Annotated in this window: 33 protein-coding genes; 31 read left to right on the top strand and 2 right to left on the bottom strand. The window is 50.4% G+C overall.

All coding sequences use genetic code 11. The features are described from left to right. Nucleotides 1-50 precede the first annotated feature (50 nt). The gene (gene bfr, locus G5574_RS11715) at nucleotides 51-524 is read left to right on the top strand and encodes a bacterioferritin (RefSeq protein ID WP_006120580.1); all 474 of its coding nucleotides are present in this window, start codon (nucleotides 51-53) and stop codon (nucleotides 522-524) included. Here the strand turns inward: bfr and G5574_RS11710 are convergent. Beyond that, the gene (locus G5574_RS11710) at nucleotides 511-1,284 is read right to left on the bottom strand and encodes a prepilin peptidase (protein ID WP_164482648.1); all 774 of its coding nucleotides are present in this window, start codon (nucleotides 1,282-1,284) and stop codon (nucleotides 511-513) included. The two genes, bfr and G5574_RS11710, sit on opposite strands and share 14 nt — an antisense overlap. Before the next feature lie 401 nt (nucleotides 1,285-1,685). Between G5574_RS11710 and rpsJ the strand changes: the two genes are divergently transcribed. The 30 genes from rpsJ to G5574_RS11560 all read left to right on the top strand — a co-directional run bounded on the left by rpsJ (nucleotide 1,686) and on the right by G5574_RS11560 (nucleotide 16,141). Beyond that, nucleotides 1,686-1,997: a 30S ribosomal protein S10 gene (gene rpsJ / locus G5574_RS11705; protein ID WP_006120582.1), complete on the top strand. Its 312-nt coding sequence runs from the start codon at nucleotides 1,686-1,688 to the stop codon at nucleotides 1,995-1,997. A gap of 32 nt (nucleotides 1,998-2,029) precedes the next feature. Further along, nucleotides 2,030-2,659, top strand: a complete 630-nt coding sequence (gene rplC / locus G5574_RS11700; RefSeq protein WP_006120583.1) for a 50S ribosomal protein L3 — start codon at nucleotides 2,030-2,032, stop codon at nucleotides 2,657-2,659. Between the two features lie 10 nt (nucleotides 2,660-2,669). Then, a complete protein-coding gene (gene rplD / locus G5574_RS11695) occupies nucleotides 2,670-3,275 on the top strand; it encodes a 50S ribosomal protein L4 (protein WP_006120584.1) in 606 nt (201 codons plus the stop codon). After that, a complete protein-coding gene (gene rplW, locus G5574_RS11690) occupies nucleotides 3,272-3,574 on the top strand; it encodes a 50S ribosomal protein L23 (protein WP_006120585.1) in 303 nt (100 codons plus the stop codon). The genes rplD and rplW overlap by 4 nt, the downstream gene beginning before the upstream one ends. 17 nt (nucleotides 3,575-3,591) lie before the next feature. Beyond that, on the top strand, nucleotides 3,592-4,413 hold the full coding sequence (gene rplB, locus G5574_RS11685; protein ID WP_006120586.1) for a 50S ribosomal protein L2: 822 nt from the start codon (nucleotides 3,592-3,594) through the stop codon (nucleotides 4,411-4,413). Between the two features lie 16 nt (nucleotides 4,414-4,429). Next, entirely contained in the window at nucleotides 4,430-4,708 is a 279-nt protein-coding gene (rpsS, locus tag G5574_RS11680) for a 30S ribosomal protein S19 (RefSeq protein ID WP_001138115.1), read from the top strand. 13 nt (nucleotides 4,709-4,721) lie between these two features. Continuing rightward, a complete protein-coding gene (gene rplV, locus G5574_RS11675) occupies nucleotides 4,722-5,054 on the top strand; it encodes a 50S ribosomal protein L22 (protein WP_002919773.1) in 333 nt (110 codons plus the stop codon). Nucleotides 5,055-5,071: 17 nt separating this feature from the next. Next, nucleotides 5,072-5,770: a 30S ribosomal protein S3 gene (gene rpsC, locus G5574_RS11670; RefSeq protein ID WP_006120587.1), complete on the top strand. Its 699-nt coding sequence runs from the start codon at nucleotides 5,072-5,074 to the stop codon at nucleotides 5,768-5,770. A gap of 11 nt (nucleotides 5,771-5,781) precedes the next feature. After that, nucleotides 5,782-6,192, top strand: a complete 411-nt coding sequence (gene rplP / locus G5574_RS11665; protein WP_002438716.1) for a 50S ribosomal protein L16 — start codon at nucleotides 5,782-5,784, stop codon at nucleotides 6,190-6,192. Beyond that, complete coding sequence (gene rpmC / locus G5574_RS11660) at nucleotides 6,192-6,383, top strand: 50S ribosomal protein L29 (protein ID WP_006120588.1); 192 nt, start codon at nucleotides 6,192-6,194, stop codon at nucleotides 6,381-6,383. Before rplP ends, rpmC begins: the two co-directional genes overlap by 1 nt. Beyond that, nucleotides 6,383-6,637 carry a 30S ribosomal protein S17 gene (gene rpsQ / locus G5574_RS11655; RefSeq protein ID WP_006120589.1) on the top strand — a complete coding sequence of 85 codons (255 nt, stop codon included), beginning with the start codon at nucleotides 6,383-6,385 and terminating at the stop codon, nucleotides 6,635-6,637. Before rpmC ends, rpsQ begins: the two co-directional genes overlap by 1 nt. A 168-nt stretch (nucleotides 6,638-6,805) precedes the next feature. Next, nucleotides 6,806-7,177 (top strand): 50S ribosomal protein L14, encoded by a 372-nt coding sequence (gene rplN, locus G5574_RS11650; RefSeq protein WP_006120590.1) that lies wholly within the window; start codon nucleotides 6,806-6,808, stop codon nucleotides 7,175-7,177. A gap of 10 nt (nucleotides 7,178-7,187) precedes the next feature. Then, on the top strand, nucleotides 7,188-7,502 hold the full coding sequence (gene rplX / locus G5574_RS11645) for a 50S ribosomal protein L24 (protein WP_003850150.1): 315 nt from the start codon (nucleotides 7,188-7,190) through the stop codon (nucleotides 7,500-7,502). Between the two features lie 14 nt (nucleotides 7,503-7,516). Beyond that, complete coding sequence (rplE, locus tag G5574_RS11640) at nucleotides 7,517-8,056, top strand: 50S ribosomal protein L5 (protein ID WP_006120591.1); 540 nt, start codon at nucleotides 7,517-7,519, stop codon at nucleotides 8,054-8,056. A gap of 14 nt (nucleotides 8,057-8,070) precedes the next feature. Further along, complete coding sequence (gene rpsN / locus G5574_RS11635; RefSeq protein ID WP_006120592.1) at nucleotides 8,071-8,376, top strand: 30S ribosomal protein S14; 306 nt, start codon at nucleotides 8,071-8,073, stop codon at nucleotides 8,374-8,376. Nucleotides 8,377-8,408: 32 nt separating this feature from the next. Next, nucleotides 8,409-8,801, top strand: a complete 393-nt coding sequence (gene rpsH / locus G5574_RS11630) for a 30S ribosomal protein S8 (protein WP_006120593.1) — start codon at nucleotides 8,409-8,411, stop codon at nucleotides 8,799-8,801. A 12-nt stretch (nucleotides 8,802-8,813) separates the two neighbouring features. Continuing rightward, nucleotides 8,814-9,347 carry a 50S ribosomal protein L6 gene (gene rplF, locus G5574_RS11625; protein ID WP_033741521.1) on the top strand — a complete coding sequence of 178 codons (534 nt, stop codon included), beginning with the start codon at nucleotides 8,814-8,816 and terminating at the stop codon, nucleotides 9,345-9,347. Nucleotides 9,348-9,356: 9 nt separating this feature from the next. Further along, nucleotides 9,357-9,710, top strand: a complete 354-nt coding sequence (rplR, locus tag G5574_RS11620; protein WP_003850163.1) for a 50S ribosomal protein L18 — start codon at nucleotides 9,357-9,359, stop codon at nucleotides 9,708-9,710. A 14-nt stretch (nucleotides 9,711-9,724) separates the two neighbouring features. Next, a complete protein-coding gene (rpsE, locus tag G5574_RS11615; RefSeq protein ID WP_006120595.1) occupies nucleotides 9,725-10,225 on the top strand; it encodes a 30S ribosomal protein S5 in 501 nt (166 codons plus the stop codon). A 5-nt stretch (nucleotides 10,226-10,230) separates the two neighbouring features. Continuing rightward, the gene (gene rpmD / locus G5574_RS11610) at nucleotides 10,231-10,410 is read left to right on the top strand and encodes a 50S ribosomal protein L30 (RefSeq protein ID WP_003850166.1); all 180 of its coding nucleotides are present in this window, start codon (nucleotides 10,231-10,233) and stop codon (nucleotides 10,408-10,410) included. Between the two features lie 3 nt (nucleotides 10,411-10,413). Next, nucleotides 10,414-10,848 (top strand): 50S ribosomal protein L15, encoded by a 435-nt coding sequence (gene rplO, locus G5574_RS11605; protein WP_164482647.1) that lies wholly within the window; start codon nucleotides 10,414-10,416, stop codon nucleotides 10,846-10,848. Between the two features lie 7 nt (nucleotides 10,849-10,855). Further along, nucleotides 10,856-12,187, top strand: a complete 1,332-nt coding sequence (gene secY / locus G5574_RS11600; RefSeq protein WP_006120598.1) for a preprotein translocase subunit SecY — start codon at nucleotides 10,856-10,858, stop codon at nucleotides 12,185-12,187. Nucleotides 12,188-12,219: 32 nt separating this feature from the next. Further along, the gene (gene rpmJ, locus G5574_RS11595) at nucleotides 12,220-12,336 is read left to right on the top strand and encodes a 50S ribosomal protein L36 (protein ID WP_004160566.1); all 117 of its coding nucleotides are present in this window, start codon (nucleotides 12,220-12,222) and stop codon (nucleotides 12,334-12,336) included. A 144-nt stretch (nucleotides 12,337-12,480) separates the two neighbouring features. Further along, nucleotides 12,481-12,837, top strand: coding sequence for a 30S ribosomal protein S13 (gene rpsM, locus G5574_RS11590; RefSeq protein ID WP_003850176.1), 357 nt, complete (start codon nucleotides 12,481-12,483; stop codon nucleotides 12,835-12,837). 16 nt (nucleotides 12,838-12,853) lie between these two features. Continuing rightward, a complete protein-coding gene (rpsK, locus tag G5574_RS11585; protein WP_004160563.1) occupies nucleotides 12,854-13,243 on the top strand; it encodes a 30S ribosomal protein S11 in 390 nt (129 codons plus the stop codon). 32 nt (nucleotides 13,244-13,275) lie between these two features. Next, nucleotides 13,276-13,896: a 30S ribosomal protein S4 gene (gene rpsD, locus G5574_RS11580; protein ID WP_006120599.1), complete on the top strand. Its 621-nt coding sequence runs from the start codon at nucleotides 13,276-13,278 to the stop codon at nucleotides 13,894-13,896. Between the two features lie 25 nt (nucleotides 13,897-13,921). Beyond that, on the top strand, nucleotides 13,922-14,911 hold the full coding sequence (locus G5574_RS11575) for a DNA-directed RNA polymerase subunit alpha (protein WP_033741519.1): 990 nt from the start codon (nucleotides 13,922-13,924) through the stop codon (nucleotides 14,909-14,911). A gap of 40 nt (nucleotides 14,912-14,951) precedes the next feature. After that, complete coding sequence (rplQ, locus tag G5574_RS11570) at nucleotides 14,952-15,338, top strand: 50S ribosomal protein L17 (RefSeq protein ID WP_009087575.1); 387 nt, start codon at nucleotides 14,952-14,954, stop codon at nucleotides 15,336-15,338. A gap of 93 nt (nucleotides 15,339-15,431) precedes the next feature. Further along, the gene (locus tag G5574_RS11565) at nucleotides 15,432-15,800 is read left to right on the top strand and encodes a DnaJ family domain-containing protein (protein WP_164482646.1); all 369 of its coding nucleotides are present in this window, start codon (nucleotides 15,432-15,434) and stop codon (nucleotides 15,798-15,800) included. Nucleotides 15,801-15,886: 86 nt separating this feature from the next. Beyond that, a complete protein-coding gene (locus G5574_RS11560; protein WP_039343751.1) occupies nucleotides 15,887-16,141 on the top strand; it encodes an alternative ribosome-rescue factor A in 255 nt (84 codons plus the stop codon). Here G5574_RS11560 and mscL read toward each other — a convergent pair. Beyond that, nucleotides 16,116-16,526, bottom strand: coding sequence for a large-conductance mechanosensitive channel protein MscL (mscL, locus tag G5574_RS11555; RefSeq protein ID WP_006120604.1), 411 nt, complete (start codon nucleotides 16,524-16,526; stop codon nucleotides 16,116-16,118). The genes G5574_RS11560 and mscL overlap by 26 nt on opposite strands. Nucleotides 16,527-16,588: the final 62 nt, after the last annotated feature.

Raw genomic sequence — 16,588 nt, 5'->3', positions numbered from 1 at the left:
TTCTTTTTAACCGCATCTACGCTCAAATAAACATGAGCGGAGGAAGCGAAATGAAGGGCGATGCGAAAATCATAAGTCATCTCAATAAATTGTTGGGGAATGAACTGGTTGCAATAAACCAGTACTTCTTACATGCACGGATGTTCAAAAACTGGGGACTGATGCGTCTTAACGACGTTGAGTACCATGAGTCCATAGATGAAATGAAGCATGCGGATAAATACATCGAACGTATTCTGTTTCTTGAAGGCATTCCTAATCTGCAGGATCTGGGACGACTCAGGATTGGAGAAGATGTCGGGGAGATGTTGCAGTCCGATCTCAATCTTGAACTCGAAGGCGCAAAAGACCTGCGTGAAGCCATCGCCTATGCGGATAAAGTTCATGATTACGTAAGCCGCGATATGATGATCGCCATCCTCGAAGATGAGGAGCACCATATCGACTGGATTGAAACCGAGCTTGATCTCATTAGTAAGATGGGCATTCAGAATTACCTGCAGGCGCAAATCAAAGAAGAGTAAGGCTTTGACTAACGATAACTCCCCAGCCCGCGACGGCCAGGAAAGGGCCAAAGGGAAGCGGGCTGTTCAGGTACCACGCCCGGTTCCTTATCCGCAGCGCGCCGAAAGCGATCAAGGCTGTCGTACAGGCGGTCAGGGCAATGAAGGGCAGGGCCTGCCAACCACACCATGCGCCCAGTGCGGCAAACAGTTTAATATCCCCACAACCTAATCCCTTCCGCCGTGTAACCTGTTGAAAAATTCCGGCAAGCAACCAAAGTGAACCATAGCCAAACATGACGCCACCGATGGCCGAACTGACCGTGAGTGGCTGAAAGAACATGAAACGTGAAAGACCCAGCCACAGGAGCGCGTGGGTGAGAACATCTGGCAGCAGGAAGTGGCGCTGGTCGATGGCCGCAAGGACGAGGAGCAAACAGGAAGCCAGAAGCGGAAACAGCGCATGAATGAGATTGTCGTGAAACAGGTAAGCCAGCAGCAGGCAGAGCAGGGCGCCTGTCAGCTCAAACAGCACGGGCAGCAAACCGACCGGATGCGAACAAAACCGACAGTGCCCCCGCAACCACAGCCAGCTTATCAGCGGAACGCTGTCGTGCCACAGGATCGTGCGGCGACAGTAACTACAGTGGGAAGGCGGCGTCCACAATGACTGCAGCCAGCGACGTGGTGAAGCGGACGTATTAAAACGTTGACAGGCCAGGGCGAGAAAGCTGCCAAGCGCGCCGCCTGACAGGGAGACAGCAACGATGATGAGCAACACGATGACCTCCGGTTAACCTGATGTGATGACTGAGTCTGTCTGAACGCGTCCTCTGCGTCGCGGATAAGAAAAAGAGAATGGAAAACCGCGCCCAGAAAAAAAGGGGCGAAGACATCCGTCCTGCAGGGCTTTTGTGCAGACGTGCACAAAAGCGTTAAACACAGTTTTCTGTGGCAAATGTGCATCGTGGGTTGCTTCCTGAGCAAATCTACGTATAATGCGCGGGCCTGCCGATATTGGCAGGCGCGATTCGAGCTGAATCGCAGACGGCAGTTTGTTGGGCCGTCTGACAATACTCCCAACTGTGGAGTTATATGCTGAACGATTACACTCTCCCATCAATCGTAATGGGTTCGAGTAGTAATTTTTTTCGTCTATAAAATGTTTGGAGCCTTGGTCTCATGTCGAACCAAAGAATCCGTATCCGTCTTAAAGCGTTTGATCATCGTCTGATCGATCAATCAACCGCGGAAATCGTCGAGACTGCCAAGCGCACTGGTGCGCAGGTACGTGGTCCGATCCCGCTGCCGACCCGCAAAGAGCGCTTTACCGTTCTGATCTCTCCGCACGTTAACAAAGATGCGCGTGACCAGTACGAAATTCGCACTCACAAGCGTCTGGTAGACATCGTTGAGCCAACTGAAAAAACCGTTGATGCTCTGATGCGTCTGGACCTGGCTGCCGGTGTTGACGTGCAGATCAGCCTGGGTTAATCAGGTCATCGAGCGATTGAGAGGTTGAAACAATGATTGGTTTAGTCGGTAAAAAAGTGGGTATGACCCGCATCTTCACTGAAGATGGCGTATCTATCCCAGTAACCGTAATCGAAGTTGAAGCGAACCGCGTTACTCAGGTCAAAGGCCTGGAGAACGATGGTTACCAGGCAATTCAGGTTACCACCGGTGCTAAAAAAGCAAACCGTGTGACCAAACCTGAAGCTGGTCATTTTGCTAAAGCTGGCGTAGAAGCTGGCCGTGGCCTGTGGGAATTCCGCACCGCTGAAGGTGATGAGTATTCTGTAGGTCAGAGCATCAGCGTTGAAATTTTCGCTGACGTTAAAAAAGTAGACGTAACTGGCACCTCTAAAGGTAAAGGTTTCGCAGGTACCGTTAAGCGCTGGAACTTCCGTACCCAGGACGCAACCCACGGTAACTCCTTGTCTCACCGCGTTCCGGGTTCTATCGGTCAGAACCAGACTCCGGGCAAAGTGTTCAAAGGCAAGAAAATGGCAGGTCAGCTGGGTAATGAGCGCGTAACTGTTCAGAGCCTGGACGTAGTACGTGTTGACGCTGAGCGCAACCTGCTGCTGGTTAAAGGTGCAGTTCCCGGTGCTACCGGTAGCGACCTGATCGTTAAACCAGCTGTGAAGGCGTAAGGGGATAGCAATGGAATTAGTATTGAAAGACGCGCAGAGCGCGCTGACTGTTTCCGAAACTACCTTCGGTCGTGATTTCAACGAAGCGCTGGTTCACCAGGTTGTTGTTGCTTACGCATCAGGCGCCCGCCAGGGTACTCGCGCGCAGAAAACTCGCGCTGAAGTAACCGGTTCAGGCAAAAAGCCTTGGCGTCAGAAAGGCACCGGCCGTGCGCGTTCAGGTTCTGTAAAGAGCCCGATCTGGCGTTCAGGTGGCGTGACCTTTGCTGCTAAGCCACAAGACCACAGTCAAAAAGTTAACAAAAAGATGTACCGCGGCGCGCTGAAAAGCATCCTGTCCGAACTGGTACGTCAAGATCGTCTGATCGTTGTCGAGCAGTTCTCTGTTGAAGCACCGAAAACCAAGTTGCTGGCACAGAAGCTGAAAGACATGGCGCTGGAAGACGTGCTGATCATCACCGGCGAACTGGATGAAAATCTGTTCCTGGCTGCGCGTAACCTGTACAAGGTTGACGTGCGTGATGCAGCGGGTATCGACCCAGTTAGCCTGATCGCCTTCGACAAAGTCGTTATGACTGCTGATGCAGTTAAGCAAGTTGAGGAGATGCTGGCATGATCCGTGAAGAACGTCTGCTGAAAGTACTGCGCGCGCCGCACGTATCTGAAAAGGCATCTAGCGCGATGGAAAAAACCAACACCATCGTACTCAAAGTAGCTAAAGACGCGACTAAAGCAGAGATCGTTGCTGCTGTTGAGAAACTGTTCGAAGTAGAAGTTAAAGACGTTAACACCCTGGTAGTTAAAGGTAAGGTTAAGCGTCACGGACAGCGTATCGGTCGTCGTAGCGACTGGAAAAAAGCTTACGTCACCCTGAAGGAAGGCCAGAATCTGGACTTCGTCGGCGGCGCTGAGTAAGTCGGAGGAGAAAGACAATGGCAGTTGTTAAATGTAAACCGACATCTCCGGGTCGTCGCCACGTCGTTAAAGTGGTGAACCCAGAGTTGCACAAGGGCAAGCCGTTTGCTCCATTGCTGGAAAAAAACAGCAAATCCGGTGGCCGCAACAACAACGGTCGCATCACTACCCGTCACATCGGTGGTGGTCATAAGCAGGCTTACCGTCTGGTTGACTTCAAACGCAACAAAGATGGTATCCCGGCAACCGTTGAACGTCTTGAGTACGATCCGAACCGCTCTGCGAACATCGCACTGGTTCTGTACAAAGACGGCGAACGCCGTTACATCCTGGCCCCTAAAGGCCTGAAAGCCGGCGACCAGATTCAGTCTGGCGTTGATGCTGCGATCAAAGCAGGTAACACACTGCCGATGCGTAACATCCCGGTGGGTTCTACCGTTCACAACGTAGAAATGAAACCAGGCAAAGGCGGTCAGATTGCTCGCTCAGCCGGTGCTTACGTGCAGATCGTTGCGCGTGAAGGTTCCTACGTTACCCTGCGTCTGCGTTCAGGTGAAATGCGTAAAGTCGAAGCTGACTGCCGCGCTACACTGGGCGAAGTCGGTAACGCTGAGCATATGCTGCGCGTTCTGGGTAAAGCTGGTGCAACCCGTTGGCGTGGTGTTCGTCCGACCGTTCGTGGTACCGCGATGAACCCAGTAGATCACCCGCACGGTGGTGGTGAAGGTCGTAACTTTGGTAAGCACCCGGTAACTCCGTGGGGCGTTCAGACCAAAGGTAAGAAGACCCGTAGCAACAAGCGTACCGATAAATTTATCGTACGTCGCCGTAGCAAATAATATTAGAGGATAAGCCATGCCACGTTCTCTCAAGAAAGGTCCTTTTATTGACCTGCACTTGCTGAAGAAGGTAGAGAAAGCGGTGGAAAGCGGTGACAAGAAGCCTTTGCGCACTTGGTCCCGTCGTTCAACGATCTTTCCTAACATGATCGGTTTGACCATCGCTGTCCATAATGGTCGTCAGCACGTTCCTGTCTTTGTTTCCGACGAAATGGTTGGTCACAAACTGGGTGAATTCGCGCCGACACGTACTTATCGCGGTCACGCGGCTGATAAAAAAGCCAAGAAGAAATAAGTAGGAGGAAGAGATGGAAACTTTAGCTCAACATCGCCACGCTCGTTCTTCTGCTCAGAAGGTTCGCCTTGTTGCTGACCTGATCCGCGGTAAGAAAGTGTCGCAGGCACTGGACATTTTGACCTACACCAACAAGAAAGCGGCTGTACTGGTCAAGAAAGTTCTGGAATCTGCCATTGCTAACGCTGAACACAACGATGGCGCTGATATCGACGATCTGAAAGTCGCGAAAATTTTCGTCGACGAAGGCCCAAGCATGAAGCGCATTATGCCGCGTGCAAAAGGTCGTGCAGATCGCATCCTGAAGCGCACCAGCCACATTACTGTGGTTGTGTCCGATCGCTGAGACTCTGGAGACTAGCAATGGGTCAGAAAGTACATCCTAATGGTATTCGCCTGGGTATTGTAAAACCATGGAACTCTACCTGGTTTGCGAACACCAAAGAATTCGCTGACAACCTGGACAGCGACTTTAAAGTACGTCAGTACCTGACTAAGGAACTGGCTAAGGCGTCTGTATCTCGTATCGTTATCGAGCGTCCAGCTAAGAGCATCCGTGTGACCATTCACACCGCTCGTCCTGGCATCGTGATCGGTAAGAAAGGTGAAGACGTAGAAAAACTGCGCACGGTCGTCGCGAAAATCGCTGGCGTTCCTGCACAGATCAATATCGCCGAAGTCCGTAAACCGGAACTGGACGCAAAACTGGTTGCTGACAGCATCACTTCACAGCTGGAGCGTCGTGTGATGTTCCGTCGTGCTATGAAGCGTGCGGTTCAGAACGCCATGCGTCTGGGCGCGAAGGGTATCAAAGTTGAAGTTAGCGGCCGTCTGGGCGGCGCCGAGATCGCACGTACCGAATGGTACCGTGAAGGTCGCGTGCCGTTGCACACTCTGCGTGCTGACATTGACTACAACACCTCTGAAGCGCACACCACTTATGGTGTAATCGGCGTTAAGGTATGGATCTTCAAAGGCGAGATCCTGGGTGGTATGGCTGCTGTTGAACAACCGGAACCGGCTGCTCAACCTAAAAAGCAGCAGCGTAAAGGCCGTAAGTAAGGAGAGTCGCTATGTTACAACCAAAGCGTACGAAATTCCGTAAAGTGCACAAAGGCCGCAACCGCGGTCTGGCGCAGGGTACGGATGTTAGCTTCGGGACTTTCGGTCTGAAAGCTGTTGGCCGTGGTCGTCTGACTGCCCGTCAGATCGAAGCAGCACGTCGTGCTATGACCCGTGCAGTTAAGCGTCAAGGTAAGATCTGGATCCGTGTATTCCCGGACAAACCGATCACCGAGAAGCCGCTGGAAGTGCGTATGGGTAAAGGTAAGGGTAACGTTGAGTATTGGGTTGCCCTGATCCAGCCTGGTAAAGTCCTGTATGAAATGGACGGCGTACCAGAAGAGCTGGCCCGTGAAGCATTCAAGCTGGCAGCAGCAAAACTGCCTATCAAAACCACCTTTGTAACTAAGACGGTGATGTAATGAAAGCAACAGAGCTGCGTGAAAAAAGCGTTGAAGAGCTGAACACTGAGCTGCTTAATCTGCTGCGTGAGCAATTTAACCTGCGCATGCAGGCAGCATCTGGCCAACTGCAGCAGTCTCATCTGCTGAAGCAGGTTCGCCGTGATGTTGCACGCGTTAAGACTTTACTGACTGAGAAGGCGGGTTCGTAATGACCGATAAAATCCGTACTCTGCAGGGTCGTGTTGTTAGTGACAAAATGCAGAAATCTGCTGTTGTTGCTATCGAGCGTTTCGTGAAGCATCCAATCTATGGAAAATTCATTAAGCGTACGACTAAGCTGCACATCCATGACGAGAACAACGAATGTGGAATCGGCGACGTGGTAGAAATCCGCGAATGCCGTCCACTGTCTAAGACTAAGTCCTGGACACTGGTTCGCGTTGTAGAGAAAGCAATTCTGTAATAGAATTTGCCCTCTTTAAAAATCTAATGAACGGCTCGAAAGAGCCGTTCATTTTTTCTACCCATCTGCGAGAACCGGTGTTATAATGCCGCGCCCTCAATTATGGGGCTTTCAATCGACCTGAGGTCTAGGTCCCGAAGTAGTAGTTGACATTAGCGGAGCACTGAAATGATCCAAGAACAGACTATGCTGAACGTCGCCGACAACTCCGGTGCACGTCGCGTAATGTGTATCAAGGTTCTGGGTGGCTCGCACCGTCGCTACGCAGGCGTCGGCGACATCATTAAAGTTACCATCAAGGAAGCAATTCCACGTGGTAAAGTTAAAAAAGGTGATGTCCTGAAGGCGGTAGTGGTGCGCACCAGGAAGGGTGTTCGTCGCCCGGACGGTTCTGTCATTCGCTTCGATGGTAATGCATGCGTTATTTTAAACAATAACAGCGAGCAGCCTATCGGTACGCGTATTTTTGGGCCGGTAACTCGTGAACTTCGTACTGAAAAGTTCATGAAAATTATCTCTCTGGCACCAGAAGTACTCTAAGGAGCGAACAATGGCAGCTAAAATCCGTCGTAACGACGAAGTTATCGTGTTAACCGGTAAAGATAAAGGTAAGCGCGGTAAAGTTAAGAACGTCCTGTCTTCTGGCAAGGTCATCGTTGAAGGTATCAACCTGGTTAAGAAACATCAGAAGCCTGTTCCGGCTCTGAACCAACCAGGCGGCATCGTTGAAAAAGAAGCTGCAATTCAGGTTTCTAACGTTGCTCTCTTCAATGCGGCAACCGGTAAGGCTGACCGTGTAGGCTTTAGATTCGAAGACGGTAAAAAAGTCCGTTTCTTCAAATCTAATAGCGAAACTATCAAGTAATTTGGAGTAGTACGATGGCGAAACTGCATGATTACTACAAAGACGAGGTAGTCCAGAAACTCATGTCTGAGTTCGGCTACAATTCTGTCATGCAAGTCCCTCGGGTCGAGAAGATCACCCTGAACATGGGTGTTGGTGAAGCGATCGCTGACAAGAAACTGCTGGATAACGCAGCAGCTGACCTGGCAGCAATCTCCGGTCAAAAACCGTTGATCACCAAAGCACGCAAATCAGTTGCAGGCTTCAAAATCCGTCAGGGCTATCCGATCGGCTGTAAAGTAACTCTGCGTGGCGAACGCATGTGGGAGTTCTTTGAGCGTCTGATCACCATTGCTGTACCGCGTATCCGTGACTTCCGTGGCCTGTCCGCTAAGTCATTCGATGGTCGTGGCAACTACAGCATGGGTGTACGTGAGCAGATCATCTTCCCAGAAATCGACTACGACAAAGTCGATCGCGTTCGTGGTTTGGATATTACCATTACCACTACTGCGAAATCTGATGATGAAGGCCGTGCTCTGCTGGCTGCCTTTGACTTCCCGTTCCGTAAGTAAGGTAGGGTTACTTAATGGCTAAGCAATCTATGAAAGCACGCGAAGTTAAGCGTGTGAAATTAGCAGACAAATTCTTCGCAAAACGCGCTGAACTGAAAGCGATCATTTCTGATGTGAACGCTTCCGACGAAGACCGTTGGGATGCCGTTCTCAAGCTGCAGAGTCTGCCGCGTGATTCCAGCCCTTCACGTCAGCGTAACCGCTGCCGTCAAACAGGTCGTCCGCACGGTTTCCTGCGGAAGTTTGGGTTGAGCCGTATCAAGGTCCGTGAAGCCGCAATGCGCGGTGAAATCCCGGGTCTGAAAAAGGCTAGCTGGTAATTGTCACCAATTGAATCACGGGAGTAACACAGATGAGCATGCAAGATCCGATCGCGGATATGCTGACCCGTATCCGTAACGGTCAGGCCGCGAACAAAGTTGCGGTCACCATGCCCTCCTCCAAGCTGAAATTGGCAATTGCCAACGTGCTGAAGGAAGAAGGCTTTATTGAAGATTTTAAAATCGAAGGCGACACCAAGCTGGAACTGGAACTGACTCTTAAGTATTTCCAGGGTAAAGCGGTTGTAGAAAGCATTCAGCGAGTAAGCCGTCCCGGCCTGCGCATCTATAAGAAAAAAGATGAGCTGCCAAAGGTAATGGCTGGTATGGGTATCGCTGTCATTTCTACATCGAAAGGTGTTATGACTGATCGTGCAGCGCGCCAGGCTGGTCTTGGTGGCGAAATTATCTGCTACGTAGCGTAATCGGAGGATACTATGTCTCGTGTTGCTAAAGCACCTGTCGTTGTTCCTGCCGGCGTAGAGGTAAAACTCAACGGTCAGGTAATTTCGATTAAAGGTAAAAACGGCGAGCTGACTCGTACTATCAATGATGCTGTTGAAGTTAAGCATGCTGACAACACCCTGACTTTCGCTCCGCGCGAAGGTTATGTTGACGGCTGGGCGCAGGCGGGTACTTCTCGCGCGCTGCTGAACGCAATGGTTATCGGTGTTACCGAAGGCTTCACTAAGAAGCTGCAGCTGGTTGGTGTTGGTTATCGTGCTGCCGTTAAAGGCAACGTAGTTAACCTGTCTCTGGGCTTTTCTCATCCAGTTGATCACCAGCTGCCCGCGGGTATCACTGCAGAGTGTCCGACTCAGACTGAAATCGTGCTGAAAGGCGCTGATAAGCAGGTGATCGGCCAGGTTGCAGCTGACTTGCGCGCCTACCGTCGTCCTGAGCCTTATAAAGGCAAGGGTGTCCGTTACGCCGACGAAGTCGTGCGTACCAAAGAGGCTAAGAAGAAGTAAGGTAACACTATGGATAAGAAATCTGCTCGTATCCGTCGTGCGACCCGTGCACGTCGCAAGCTCAAAGAGCTGGGTGCTACTCGCCTGGTGGTACATCGTACCCCGCGTCACATTTACGCACAGGTAATCGCCCCGAACGGTTCCGAAGTTCTGGTTGCTGCTTCTACTGTAGAAAAAGCTATCACTGAACAACTGAAGTATACCGGTAATAAAGAAGCCGCAGCTGCTGTAGGTAAAGCTATTGCAGAACGCGCAATCGAAAAAGGCATCACTGGTGTTTCTTTCGACCGTTCCGGTTTCCAATATCATGGTCGCGTCCAGGCACTGGCAGATGCTGCCCGTGAAGCTGGCCTTCAGTTCTAAGGTAGAGGTCTAAGATGGCACACATCGAGAAACAAGCTGGCGAACTGCAGGAAAAACTGATCGCGGTAAACCGTGTATCTAAAACTGTAAAAGGTGGTCGTATTTTCTCCTTCACCGCACTGACTGTAGTGGGTGATGGTAACGGCCGCGTTGGTTTTGGTTACGGTAAAGCGCGTGAAGTTCCAGCAGCGATCCAGAAAGCGATGGAGAAAGCCCGTCGCAACATGGTTAATGTCGCGCTGATCAACGGCACCCTGCAGCACCCTGTTAAAGGTGCGCACACTGGGTCCCGTGTGTTCATGCAGCCGGCTTCAGAAGGTACCGGTATCATCGCCGGTGGTGCAATGCGCGCCGTTCTGGAAGTCGCTGGAGTACATAACGTTCTGGCAAAAGCCTATGGTTCTACTAACCCGATTAACGTGGTTCGTGCAACTATCGACGGCCTGGGCAATATGAAGTCTCCGGAAATGGTCGCTGCTAAGCGTGGTAAATCCGTTGAAGAAATTCTGGGGTAATCACGATGGCAAAGACTATTAAAATCACTCAAACCCGTAGTTCAATCGGCCGCTTGCCTAAGCATAAAGCCACTCTGGTTGGCCTGGGTCTGCGTCGTATTGGTCATACCGTAGAGCGTGAAGACACGCCAGCTGTACGCGGCATGGTCAACGCGGTTTCCTACATGGTTAAAGTGGAGGAGTAAGAGATGCGTTTAAATACTCTGTCTCCGGCCGAAGGGTCTAAGCACGCTACCAAGCGTCTGGGTCGTGGTATCGGTTCTGGCCTCGGAAAAACCGGTGGTCGTGGTCACAAAGGTCAGAACTCACGTTCTGGCGGTGGCGTACGTCGCGGTTTCGAAGGTGGTCAGATGCCTCTGTACCGTCGTCTGCCGAAGTTCGGTTTCACCTCTCGCAAAGCAATTATCACCACAGAGATTCGTCTGTCTGATCTGGCGAAAGTTGAAGGCGGTATCGTCGACCTGAACGCGCTGAAAGCAGCCAACATTGTCGGTGTCCAGATTGAGTTCGTTAAAGTCATTCTGTCTGGTGAAGTTTCTGCACCGGTAACGGTTCGCGGCCTGCGTGTCACCAAAGGTGCTCGTGCTGCAATCGAAGCTGCTGGCGGTAAAATCGAGGAATAAGTAGCAGATGGCTAAACAACCGGGATTAGATTTTCAAAGTGCCAAAGGTGGCTTTGGTGAACTGAAACGCAGACTGCTGTTTGTTATCGGTGCACTGATTGTCTTCCGCATTGGCTCTTTCATTCCAATCCCTGGTATTGATGCCACTGTACTTGCCAAACTGCTTGAGCAACAGCGTGGCACCATCATTGAAATGTTTAACATGTTCTCTGGTGGTGCTCTCAGCCGTGCTTCTATTTTTGCTCTGGGTATCATGCCGTATATTTCGGCATCTATTATTATCCAGCTGTTAACGGTGGTTCATCCTGCCTTAGCAGAAATCAAGAAAGAAGGGGAGGCTGGCCGTCGTAAGATTAGCCAGTACACCCGTTACGGTACGTTGGTATTGGCCATATTCCAGTCGATCGGTATTGCTACCGGTTTGCCGAATATGCCTGGTATGCAAGGCCTGGTAATGAATCCAGGCTTTGCATTCTATTTTACCGCTGTTGTAAGTCTGGTTACCGGGACAATGTTCCTGATGTGGCTGGGCGAACAGATTACTGAACGTGGTATCGGTAACGGTATCTCGATCATTATCTTCGCGGGTATTGTTGCGGGACTTCCGCCGGCCATTGGCCATACCATCGAGCAAGCGCGGCAAGGTGACCTGCACTTCCTTCTGTTGCTGTTGGTTGCAGTTCTCGTATTTGCAGTGACCTTCTTTGTTATTTTCGTTGAGCGTGGTCAACGCCGCATCGTGGTGAACTATGCGAAACGTCAACAAGGTCGTCGCGTTTACGCTGCACAGAGCACACATTTACCGTTGAAAGTGAATATGGCAGGGGTTATCCCGGCAATCTTCGCTTCCAGCATTATTCTGTTCCCGGCAACGATTGCATCGTGGTTCGGGGGCGGTACCGGTTGGAACTGGCTGACAACAATTTCGATGTATTTGCAGCCAGGACAGCCGCTTTATGTGCTACTCTATGCGACTGCTATCATCTTCTTCTGTTTCTTCTACACGGCGTTGGTTTTCAACCCGCGTGAAACAGCAGATAACCTGAAGAAGTCTGGTGCATTCGTACCGGGAATTCGTCCGGGAGAGCAAACGGCGAGATATATCGATAAAGTAATGACACGGTTAACCTTAATCGGTGCCCTCTACATTACCTTTATTTGCCTTATCCCGGAGTTCATGCGTGATGCGATGAAAGTTCCTTTCTACTTTGGCGGTACATCGCTGCTTATCGTAGTGGTCGTCATCATGGACTTTATGGCTCAAGTGCAAACTCTGATGATGTCAAGTCAGTACGAGTCTGCATTGAAGAAAGCTAACCTGAAGGGCTATGGCCGTTAATTCAGGTGGTTGAGAAGTTACGGAGAGTAAAAATGAAAGTTCGTGCTTCCGTCAAGAAATTATGTCGTAACTGCAAAATCATTCGTCGCGACGGTGTCGTTCGTGTGATCTGCAGCGCCGAGCCAAAGCATAAACAGCGCCAAGGCTGATTTTCACATATTTTTCTTGCAAAGTCGGGTTGAGCTGGCTAGATTAGCCAGCCAATCTTTTGTATGTCTGTACGTTTCCATTTGAGTATCCTGAAAACGGGCTTTTCAGCATGGTGCGTACATATTAAATAGTAGGAGTGCATAGTGGCCCGTATAGCAGGCATTAACATTCCTGATCAGAAACATACCGTTATCGCATTAACTTCGATCTTCGGTATTGGTAAAACTCGTTCTAAAGCCATTTGCGCTTCAACGGGTATTGCTGAAAATGTTAAGATCAGTGAGCTGTCTGAAGAACAAATTGATCAGCTGCGTGATGCAGTTGCTAAATTCGTTGTTGAAGGTGATCTGCGCCGTGAAATCACCCTGAGCATCAAGCGTCTGATGGACCTTGGTTGCTACCGTGGTTTGCGCCATCGTCGTGGTCTTCCGGTTCGCGGTCAGCGCACCAAGACCAACGCACGTACCCGTAAGGGTCCGCGTAAACCGATCAAGAAATAATCGGGGTGAGTAAATAATGGCAAAGGCACCAGTTCGTGCACGTAAGCGTGTAAGAAAACAAGTCTCAGATGGCGTGGCTCATGTCCATGCGTCTTTTAACAACACCATCGTTACCATTACTGATCGTCAGGGTAACGCACTGGGTTGGGCAACCGCCGGTGGTTCCGGTTTCCGCGGTTCACGTAAATCTACGCCGTTTGCTGCTCAGGTCGCTGCAGAGCGCTGTGCAGAAGCTGTAAAAGATTACGGTATTAAGAACCTGGAAGTTATGGTTAAGGGTCCGGGTCCAGGCCGCGAATCAACGATTCGTGCTCTGAACGCCGCTGGTTTCCGCATCACGAACATTACTGATGTGACTCCGATCCCTCACAACGGTTGTCGTCCGCCGAAAAAACGTCGCGTATAACGTCCGTTTTTTAGGTTAGTTGGAGAAAGAAAATGGCAAGATATTTGGGTCCTAAGCTCAAGCTGAGCCGTCGTGAGGGCACTGACTTATTCCTTAAGTCTGGCGTTCGCGCGATTGATTCCAAGTGTAAGATTGAACAAGCCCCTGGTCAGCACGGTGCGCGCAAGCCACGTCTGTCTGACTACGGCGGTCAGTTACGTGAAAAGCAAAAAGTTCGTCGTATCTACGGTGTGCTTGAGCGTCAGTTCCGTAACTATTACAAAGAAGCAGCACGTCTGAAAGGCAACACCGGTGCAAACCTGTTGGCTCTGCTGGAAGGCCGTCTGGACAACGTCGTTTATCGTATGGGCTTTGGTGCCACGCGTGCGGAAGCACGTCAGCTGGTCAGCCATAAGTCTGTTCTGGTAAATGGTCGCGTTGTTAACATCGCTTCTTATCAGGTATCTCCGAATGATGTCGTTAGCATCCGTGAGAAAGCCAAAAAGCAATCTCGCGTGAAGGCCGCTCTGGAGCTGGCTGAGCAGCGTGAAAAGCCAACCTGGCTGGAAGTTGATGCAGCTAAGATGGAAGGTGTGTTCAAACGTATTCCTGAACGTACTGATCTGTCTGCGGACATTAACGAACACCTGATCGTCGAGCTTTACTCTAAGTAAAGCTTAGTACCAAAGAGAGGACACAATGCAGGGTTCTGTGACAGAGTTTCTAAAACCGCGCCTGGTAGATATCGAGCAAGTGAGTTCGACGCACGCCAAGGTGACCCTTGAGCCTTTAGAGCGTGGCTTTGGCCATACTCTTGGTAACGCGCTGCGCCGTATTCTGCTTTCATCAATGCCGGGTTGCGCGGTGACCGAGGTTGAAATTGATGGTGTACTGCATGAGTACAGCACCAAAGAGGGTGTACAGGAAGATATCCTGGAAATCCTGCTCAACCTTAAAGGTTTGGCGGTAAGAGTTCAGGGCAAAGATGAAGTTATTCTTACCTTGAATAAATCTGGCATTGGCCCTGTGACTGCAGCCGACATTACCCATGATGGTGATGTCGAAATCGTCAAGCCGCAGCATGTGATCTGCCATCTGACCGATGACAACGCATCTATTAGCATGCGTATCAAAGTTCAGCGTGGTCGTGGTTATGTGCCGGCTTCTGCCCGAATTCATTCGGAAGAAGATGAGCGCCCAATCGGCCGTCTGCTGGTCGACGCTTGCTACAGCCCTGTAGACCGTATCGCCTACAATGTTGAAGCAGCGCGTGTAGAGCAGCGCACCGACCTGGACAAGCTGGTCATCGAAATGGAAACCAACGGCACAATCGATCCTGAAGAGGCGATTCGTCGTGCGGCGACCATCCTGGCAGAACAACTGGAAGCTTTCGTTGACTTACGTGATGTACGTCAGCCAGAAGTGAAAGAAGAGAAACCAGAATTCGATCCGATCCTGCTGCGCCCTGTTGACGATCTGGAATTGACTGTCCGCTCTGCTAACTGCCTTAAGGCAGAAGCTATCCACTACATCGGTGATCTGGTACAGCGTACTGAGGTTGAGCTGCTTAAAACGCCTAACCTTGGTAAAAAATCTCTTACCGAGATTAAAGATGTGCTGGCCTCACGTGGTCTGTCTCTGGGCATGCGCCTGGAAAACTGGCCACCGGCAAGCATTGCTGATGAATAACCCGATCACAGGTTAAGGTTTCACTGAGAAGGATAAGGTCATGCGCCATCGTAAGAGTGGTCGTCAACTGAACCGCAACAGCAGCCATCGTCAGGCTATGTTCCGCAACATGGCTGGCTCTCTGGTTCGTCACGAGATCATCAAGACGACTCTGCCGAAAGCCAAAGAGTTGCGCCGCGTAGTTGAGCCGCTGATTACTCTTGCCAAGACCGACAACGTAGCTAATCGTCGTCTGGCATTCGCCCGTACTCGTGATAACGAGATCGTGGCAAAACTGTTTAATGAGTTAGGCCCGCGTTTCGCGAGCCGTGCAGGTGGTTACACTCGCATTCTGAAGTGTGGCTTCCGCGCTGGTGACAACGCTCCGATGGCATACATCGAGCTGGTTGATCGTCCAGAAGCTCAAGCAGAAGCTGCAGCAGAGTAATCTGTTGCAACGTGAAAAACCCGCTTCGGCGGGTTTTTTATTGCCTGTCATTCTGCGTCTGCTACGCTTGTGGTGTCATGAAGGAGGTGAACAATGTGGTTAATTGATCAGCTTGCAGAACAGCATATTAAAGCCGCGCAGGAGAAAGGTGAGCTGAGTGATCTGCCGGGCGAAGGCGCACCGCTGAATCTCGAAGACGACAGTCAGGTTCCACCTGATCTACGAGCAGGATACCGACTGTTAAAAAATGCAGGTTTTCTTCCCCCCGAACTTGAGCTGCGCCGCGAAGCACTTCAGGTCAGCGATCTTTTACAGCATTTAGATCCTGACGATCCAGAGGCGCTGATCCAGACACAACGATTACGGCAACTGAAGATAAGGCTGAGCCAGGCCGGTATGCGCACTGATTTTCTTGAGGGGGAATATGGTCGTGCGATTAAGACCAAACTCGTGCCCGATTAAGGTGTATTTTTTGTCGCTGTTGTGCGCGTATAATGAGTTTGCTTCATCTTTTCACCGCATTATTCCATTACTCAACCGGAGAAGTTATGTCCAGATACCGTCATACGAAAGGACAAATACAGGATAACGCCTTACAGGCATTGTTACACGACCCGCTGTTCAGGCAACGTGTTGAAGAAAAACAAAAAGGCAAAGGCAGTTACCGGCGTAAAGAAAAACATGGGAAAGGCTGGGAGGCCAGTGATAAGCAAGCCGTTTATCACTGGCCTTCTGCTTTACAGACACAAAAAAGCCGCTTCAGAGCGGCTTTTTATTTTAGATTTTCGTATTCTGTTGTTTGAGTAAATCGCGGATTTCTGTCAGAAGCAGTTCTTCATTTGTAGGTTTAGGTGCCGGTTTTTCCACTTCTTTCTTCTTATACAGTTTGTTCATCAGCTTAATCGCCATAAAGATAGCAAAAGCAACAATGATGAAATCAAATACGGTTTGCAGGAAAATACCATATTCCATAACCACAGCCGGTGTGTTGCCGACGGCAGGTTTAAGCACCCAGCTAAACGATTTGAAATCAACGCCGCCAATCAGCAAGCCCAGCGGTGGCATAATGATGTTCGCGACCAGTGATGAAACAATCTTACCGAATGCCGCACCGATAATCACACCGACGGCCAGATCAACCACGTTGCCGCGCATCGCAAAATCACGAAACTCTTTGAATAAACTCATACTTCTCTCCTTGCCTTAGCCAATGCCATAAAGTTTAACAAAGCTCACAATATTTGCCATTA

Source organism: Pantoea stewartii (genome assembly GCF_011044475.1).
Taxonomy (GTDB): domain Bacteria; phylum Pseudomonadota; class Gammaproteobacteria; order Enterobacterales; family Enterobacteriaceae; genus Pantoea; species Pantoea stewartii.
This window is presented reverse-complemented; position numbering and strand designations above follow the sequence as displayed.

Bases quoted from the DNA above. Each gene is read 5' to 3' on its own strand.
- bfr (WP_006120580.1), top strand. From the start codon at position 51: ATGAAGGGCGATGCGAAAATCATAAGTCATCTCAATAAATTGTTGGGG.
- rpsJ (WP_006120582.1), top strand. From the start codon at position 1,686: ATGTCGAACCAAAGAATCCGTATCCGTCTTAAAGCGTTTGATCATCGT.
- rplC (WP_006120583.1), top strand. From the start codon at position 2,030: ATGATTGGTTTAGTCGGTAAAAAAGTGGGTATGACCCGCATCTTCACT.
- rplD (WP_006120584.1), top strand. From the start codon at position 2,670: ATGGAATTAGTATTGAAAGACGCGCAGAGCGCGCTGACTGTTTCCGAA.
- rplW (WP_006120585.1), top strand. From the start codon at position 3,272: ATGATCCGTGAAGAACGTCTGCTGAAAGTACTGCGCGCGCCGCACGTA.
- rplB (WP_006120586.1), top strand. From the start codon at position 3,592: ATGGCAGTTGTTAAATGTAAACCGACATCTCCGGGTCGTCGCCACGTC.
- rpsS (WP_001138115.1), top strand. From the start codon at position 4,430: ATGCCACGTTCTCTCAAGAAAGGTCCTTTTATTGACCTGCACTTGCTG.
- rplV (WP_002919773.1), top strand. From the start codon at position 4,722: ATGGAAACTTTAGCTCAACATCGCCACGCTCGTTCTTCTGCTCAGAAG.
- rpsC (WP_006120587.1), top strand. From the start codon at position 5,072: ATGGGTCAGAAAGTACATCCTAATGGTATTCGCCTGGGTATTGTAAAA.
- rplP (WP_002438716.1), top strand. From the start codon at position 5,782: ATGTTACAACCAAAGCGTACGAAATTCCGTAAAGTGCACAAAGGCCGC.
- rpmC (WP_006120588.1), top strand. From the start codon at position 6,192: ATGAAAGCAACAGAGCTGCGTGAAAAAAGCGTTGAAGAGCTGAACACT.
- rpsQ (WP_006120589.1), top strand. From the start codon at position 6,383: ATGACCGATAAAATCCGTACTCTGCAGGGTCGTGTTGTTAGTGACAAA.
- rplN (WP_006120590.1), top strand. From the start codon at position 6,806: ATGATCCAAGAACAGACTATGCTGAACGTCGCCGACAACTCCGGTGCA.
- rplX (WP_003850150.1), top strand. From the start codon at position 7,188: ATGGCAGCTAAAATCCGTCGTAACGACGAAGTTATCGTGTTAACCGGT.
- rplE (WP_006120591.1), top strand. From the start codon at position 7,517: ATGGCGAAACTGCATGATTACTACAAAGACGAGGTAGTCCAGAAACTC.
- rpsN (WP_006120592.1), top strand. From the start codon at position 8,071: ATGGCTAAGCAATCTATGAAAGCACGCGAAGTTAAGCGTGTGAAATTA.
- rpsH (WP_006120593.1), top strand. From the start codon at position 8,409: ATGAGCATGCAAGATCCGATCGCGGATATGCTGACCCGTATCCGTAAC.
- rplF (WP_033741521.1), top strand. From the start codon at position 8,814: ATGTCTCGTGTTGCTAAAGCACCTGTCGTTGTTCCTGCCGGCGTAGAG.
- rplR (WP_003850163.1), top strand. From the start codon at position 9,357: ATGGATAAGAAATCTGCTCGTATCCGTCGTGCGACCCGTGCACGTCGC.
- rpsE (WP_006120595.1), top strand. From the start codon at position 9,725: ATGGCACACATCGAGAAACAAGCTGGCGAACTGCAGGAAAAACTGATC.
- rpmD (WP_003850166.1), top strand. From the start codon at position 10,231: ATGGCAAAGACTATTAAAATCACTCAAACCCGTAGTTCAATCGGCCGC.
- rplO (WP_164482647.1), top strand. From the start codon at position 10,414: ATGCGTTTAAATACTCTGTCTCCGGCCGAAGGGTCTAAGCACGCTACC.
- secY (WP_006120598.1), top strand. From the start codon at position 10,856: ATGGCTAAACAACCGGGATTAGATTTTCAAAGTGCCAAAGGTGGCTTT.
- rpmJ (WP_004160566.1), top strand. From the start codon at position 12,220: ATGAAAGTTCGTGCTTCCGTCAAGAAATTATGTCGTAACTGCAAAATC.
- rpsK (WP_004160563.1), top strand. From the start codon at position 12,854: ATGGCAAAGGCACCAGTTCGTGCACGTAAGCGTGTAAGAAAACAAGTC.
- rpsD (WP_006120599.1), top strand. From the start codon at position 13,276: ATGGCAAGATATTTGGGTCCTAAGCTCAAGCTGAGCCGTCGTGAGGGC.
- G5574_RS11575 (WP_033741519.1), top strand. From the start codon at position 13,922: ATGCAGGGTTCTGTGACAGAGTTTCTAAAACCGCGCCTGGTAGATATC.
- rplQ (WP_009087575.1), top strand. From the start codon at position 14,952: ATGCGCCATCGTAAGAGTGGTCGTCAACTGAACCGCAACAGCAGCCAT.
- G5574_RS11565 (WP_164482646.1), top strand. From the start codon at position 15,432: ATGTGGTTAATTGATCAGCTTGCAGAACAGCATATTAAAGCCGCGCAG.
- G5574_RS11560 (WP_039343751.1), top strand. From the start codon at position 15,887: ATGTCCAGATACCGTCATACGAAAGGACAAATACAGGATAACGCCTTA.
- mscL (WP_006120604.1), bottom strand. From the start codon at position 16,526: ATGAGTTTATTCAAAGAGTTTCGTGATTTTGCGATGCGCGGCAACGTG.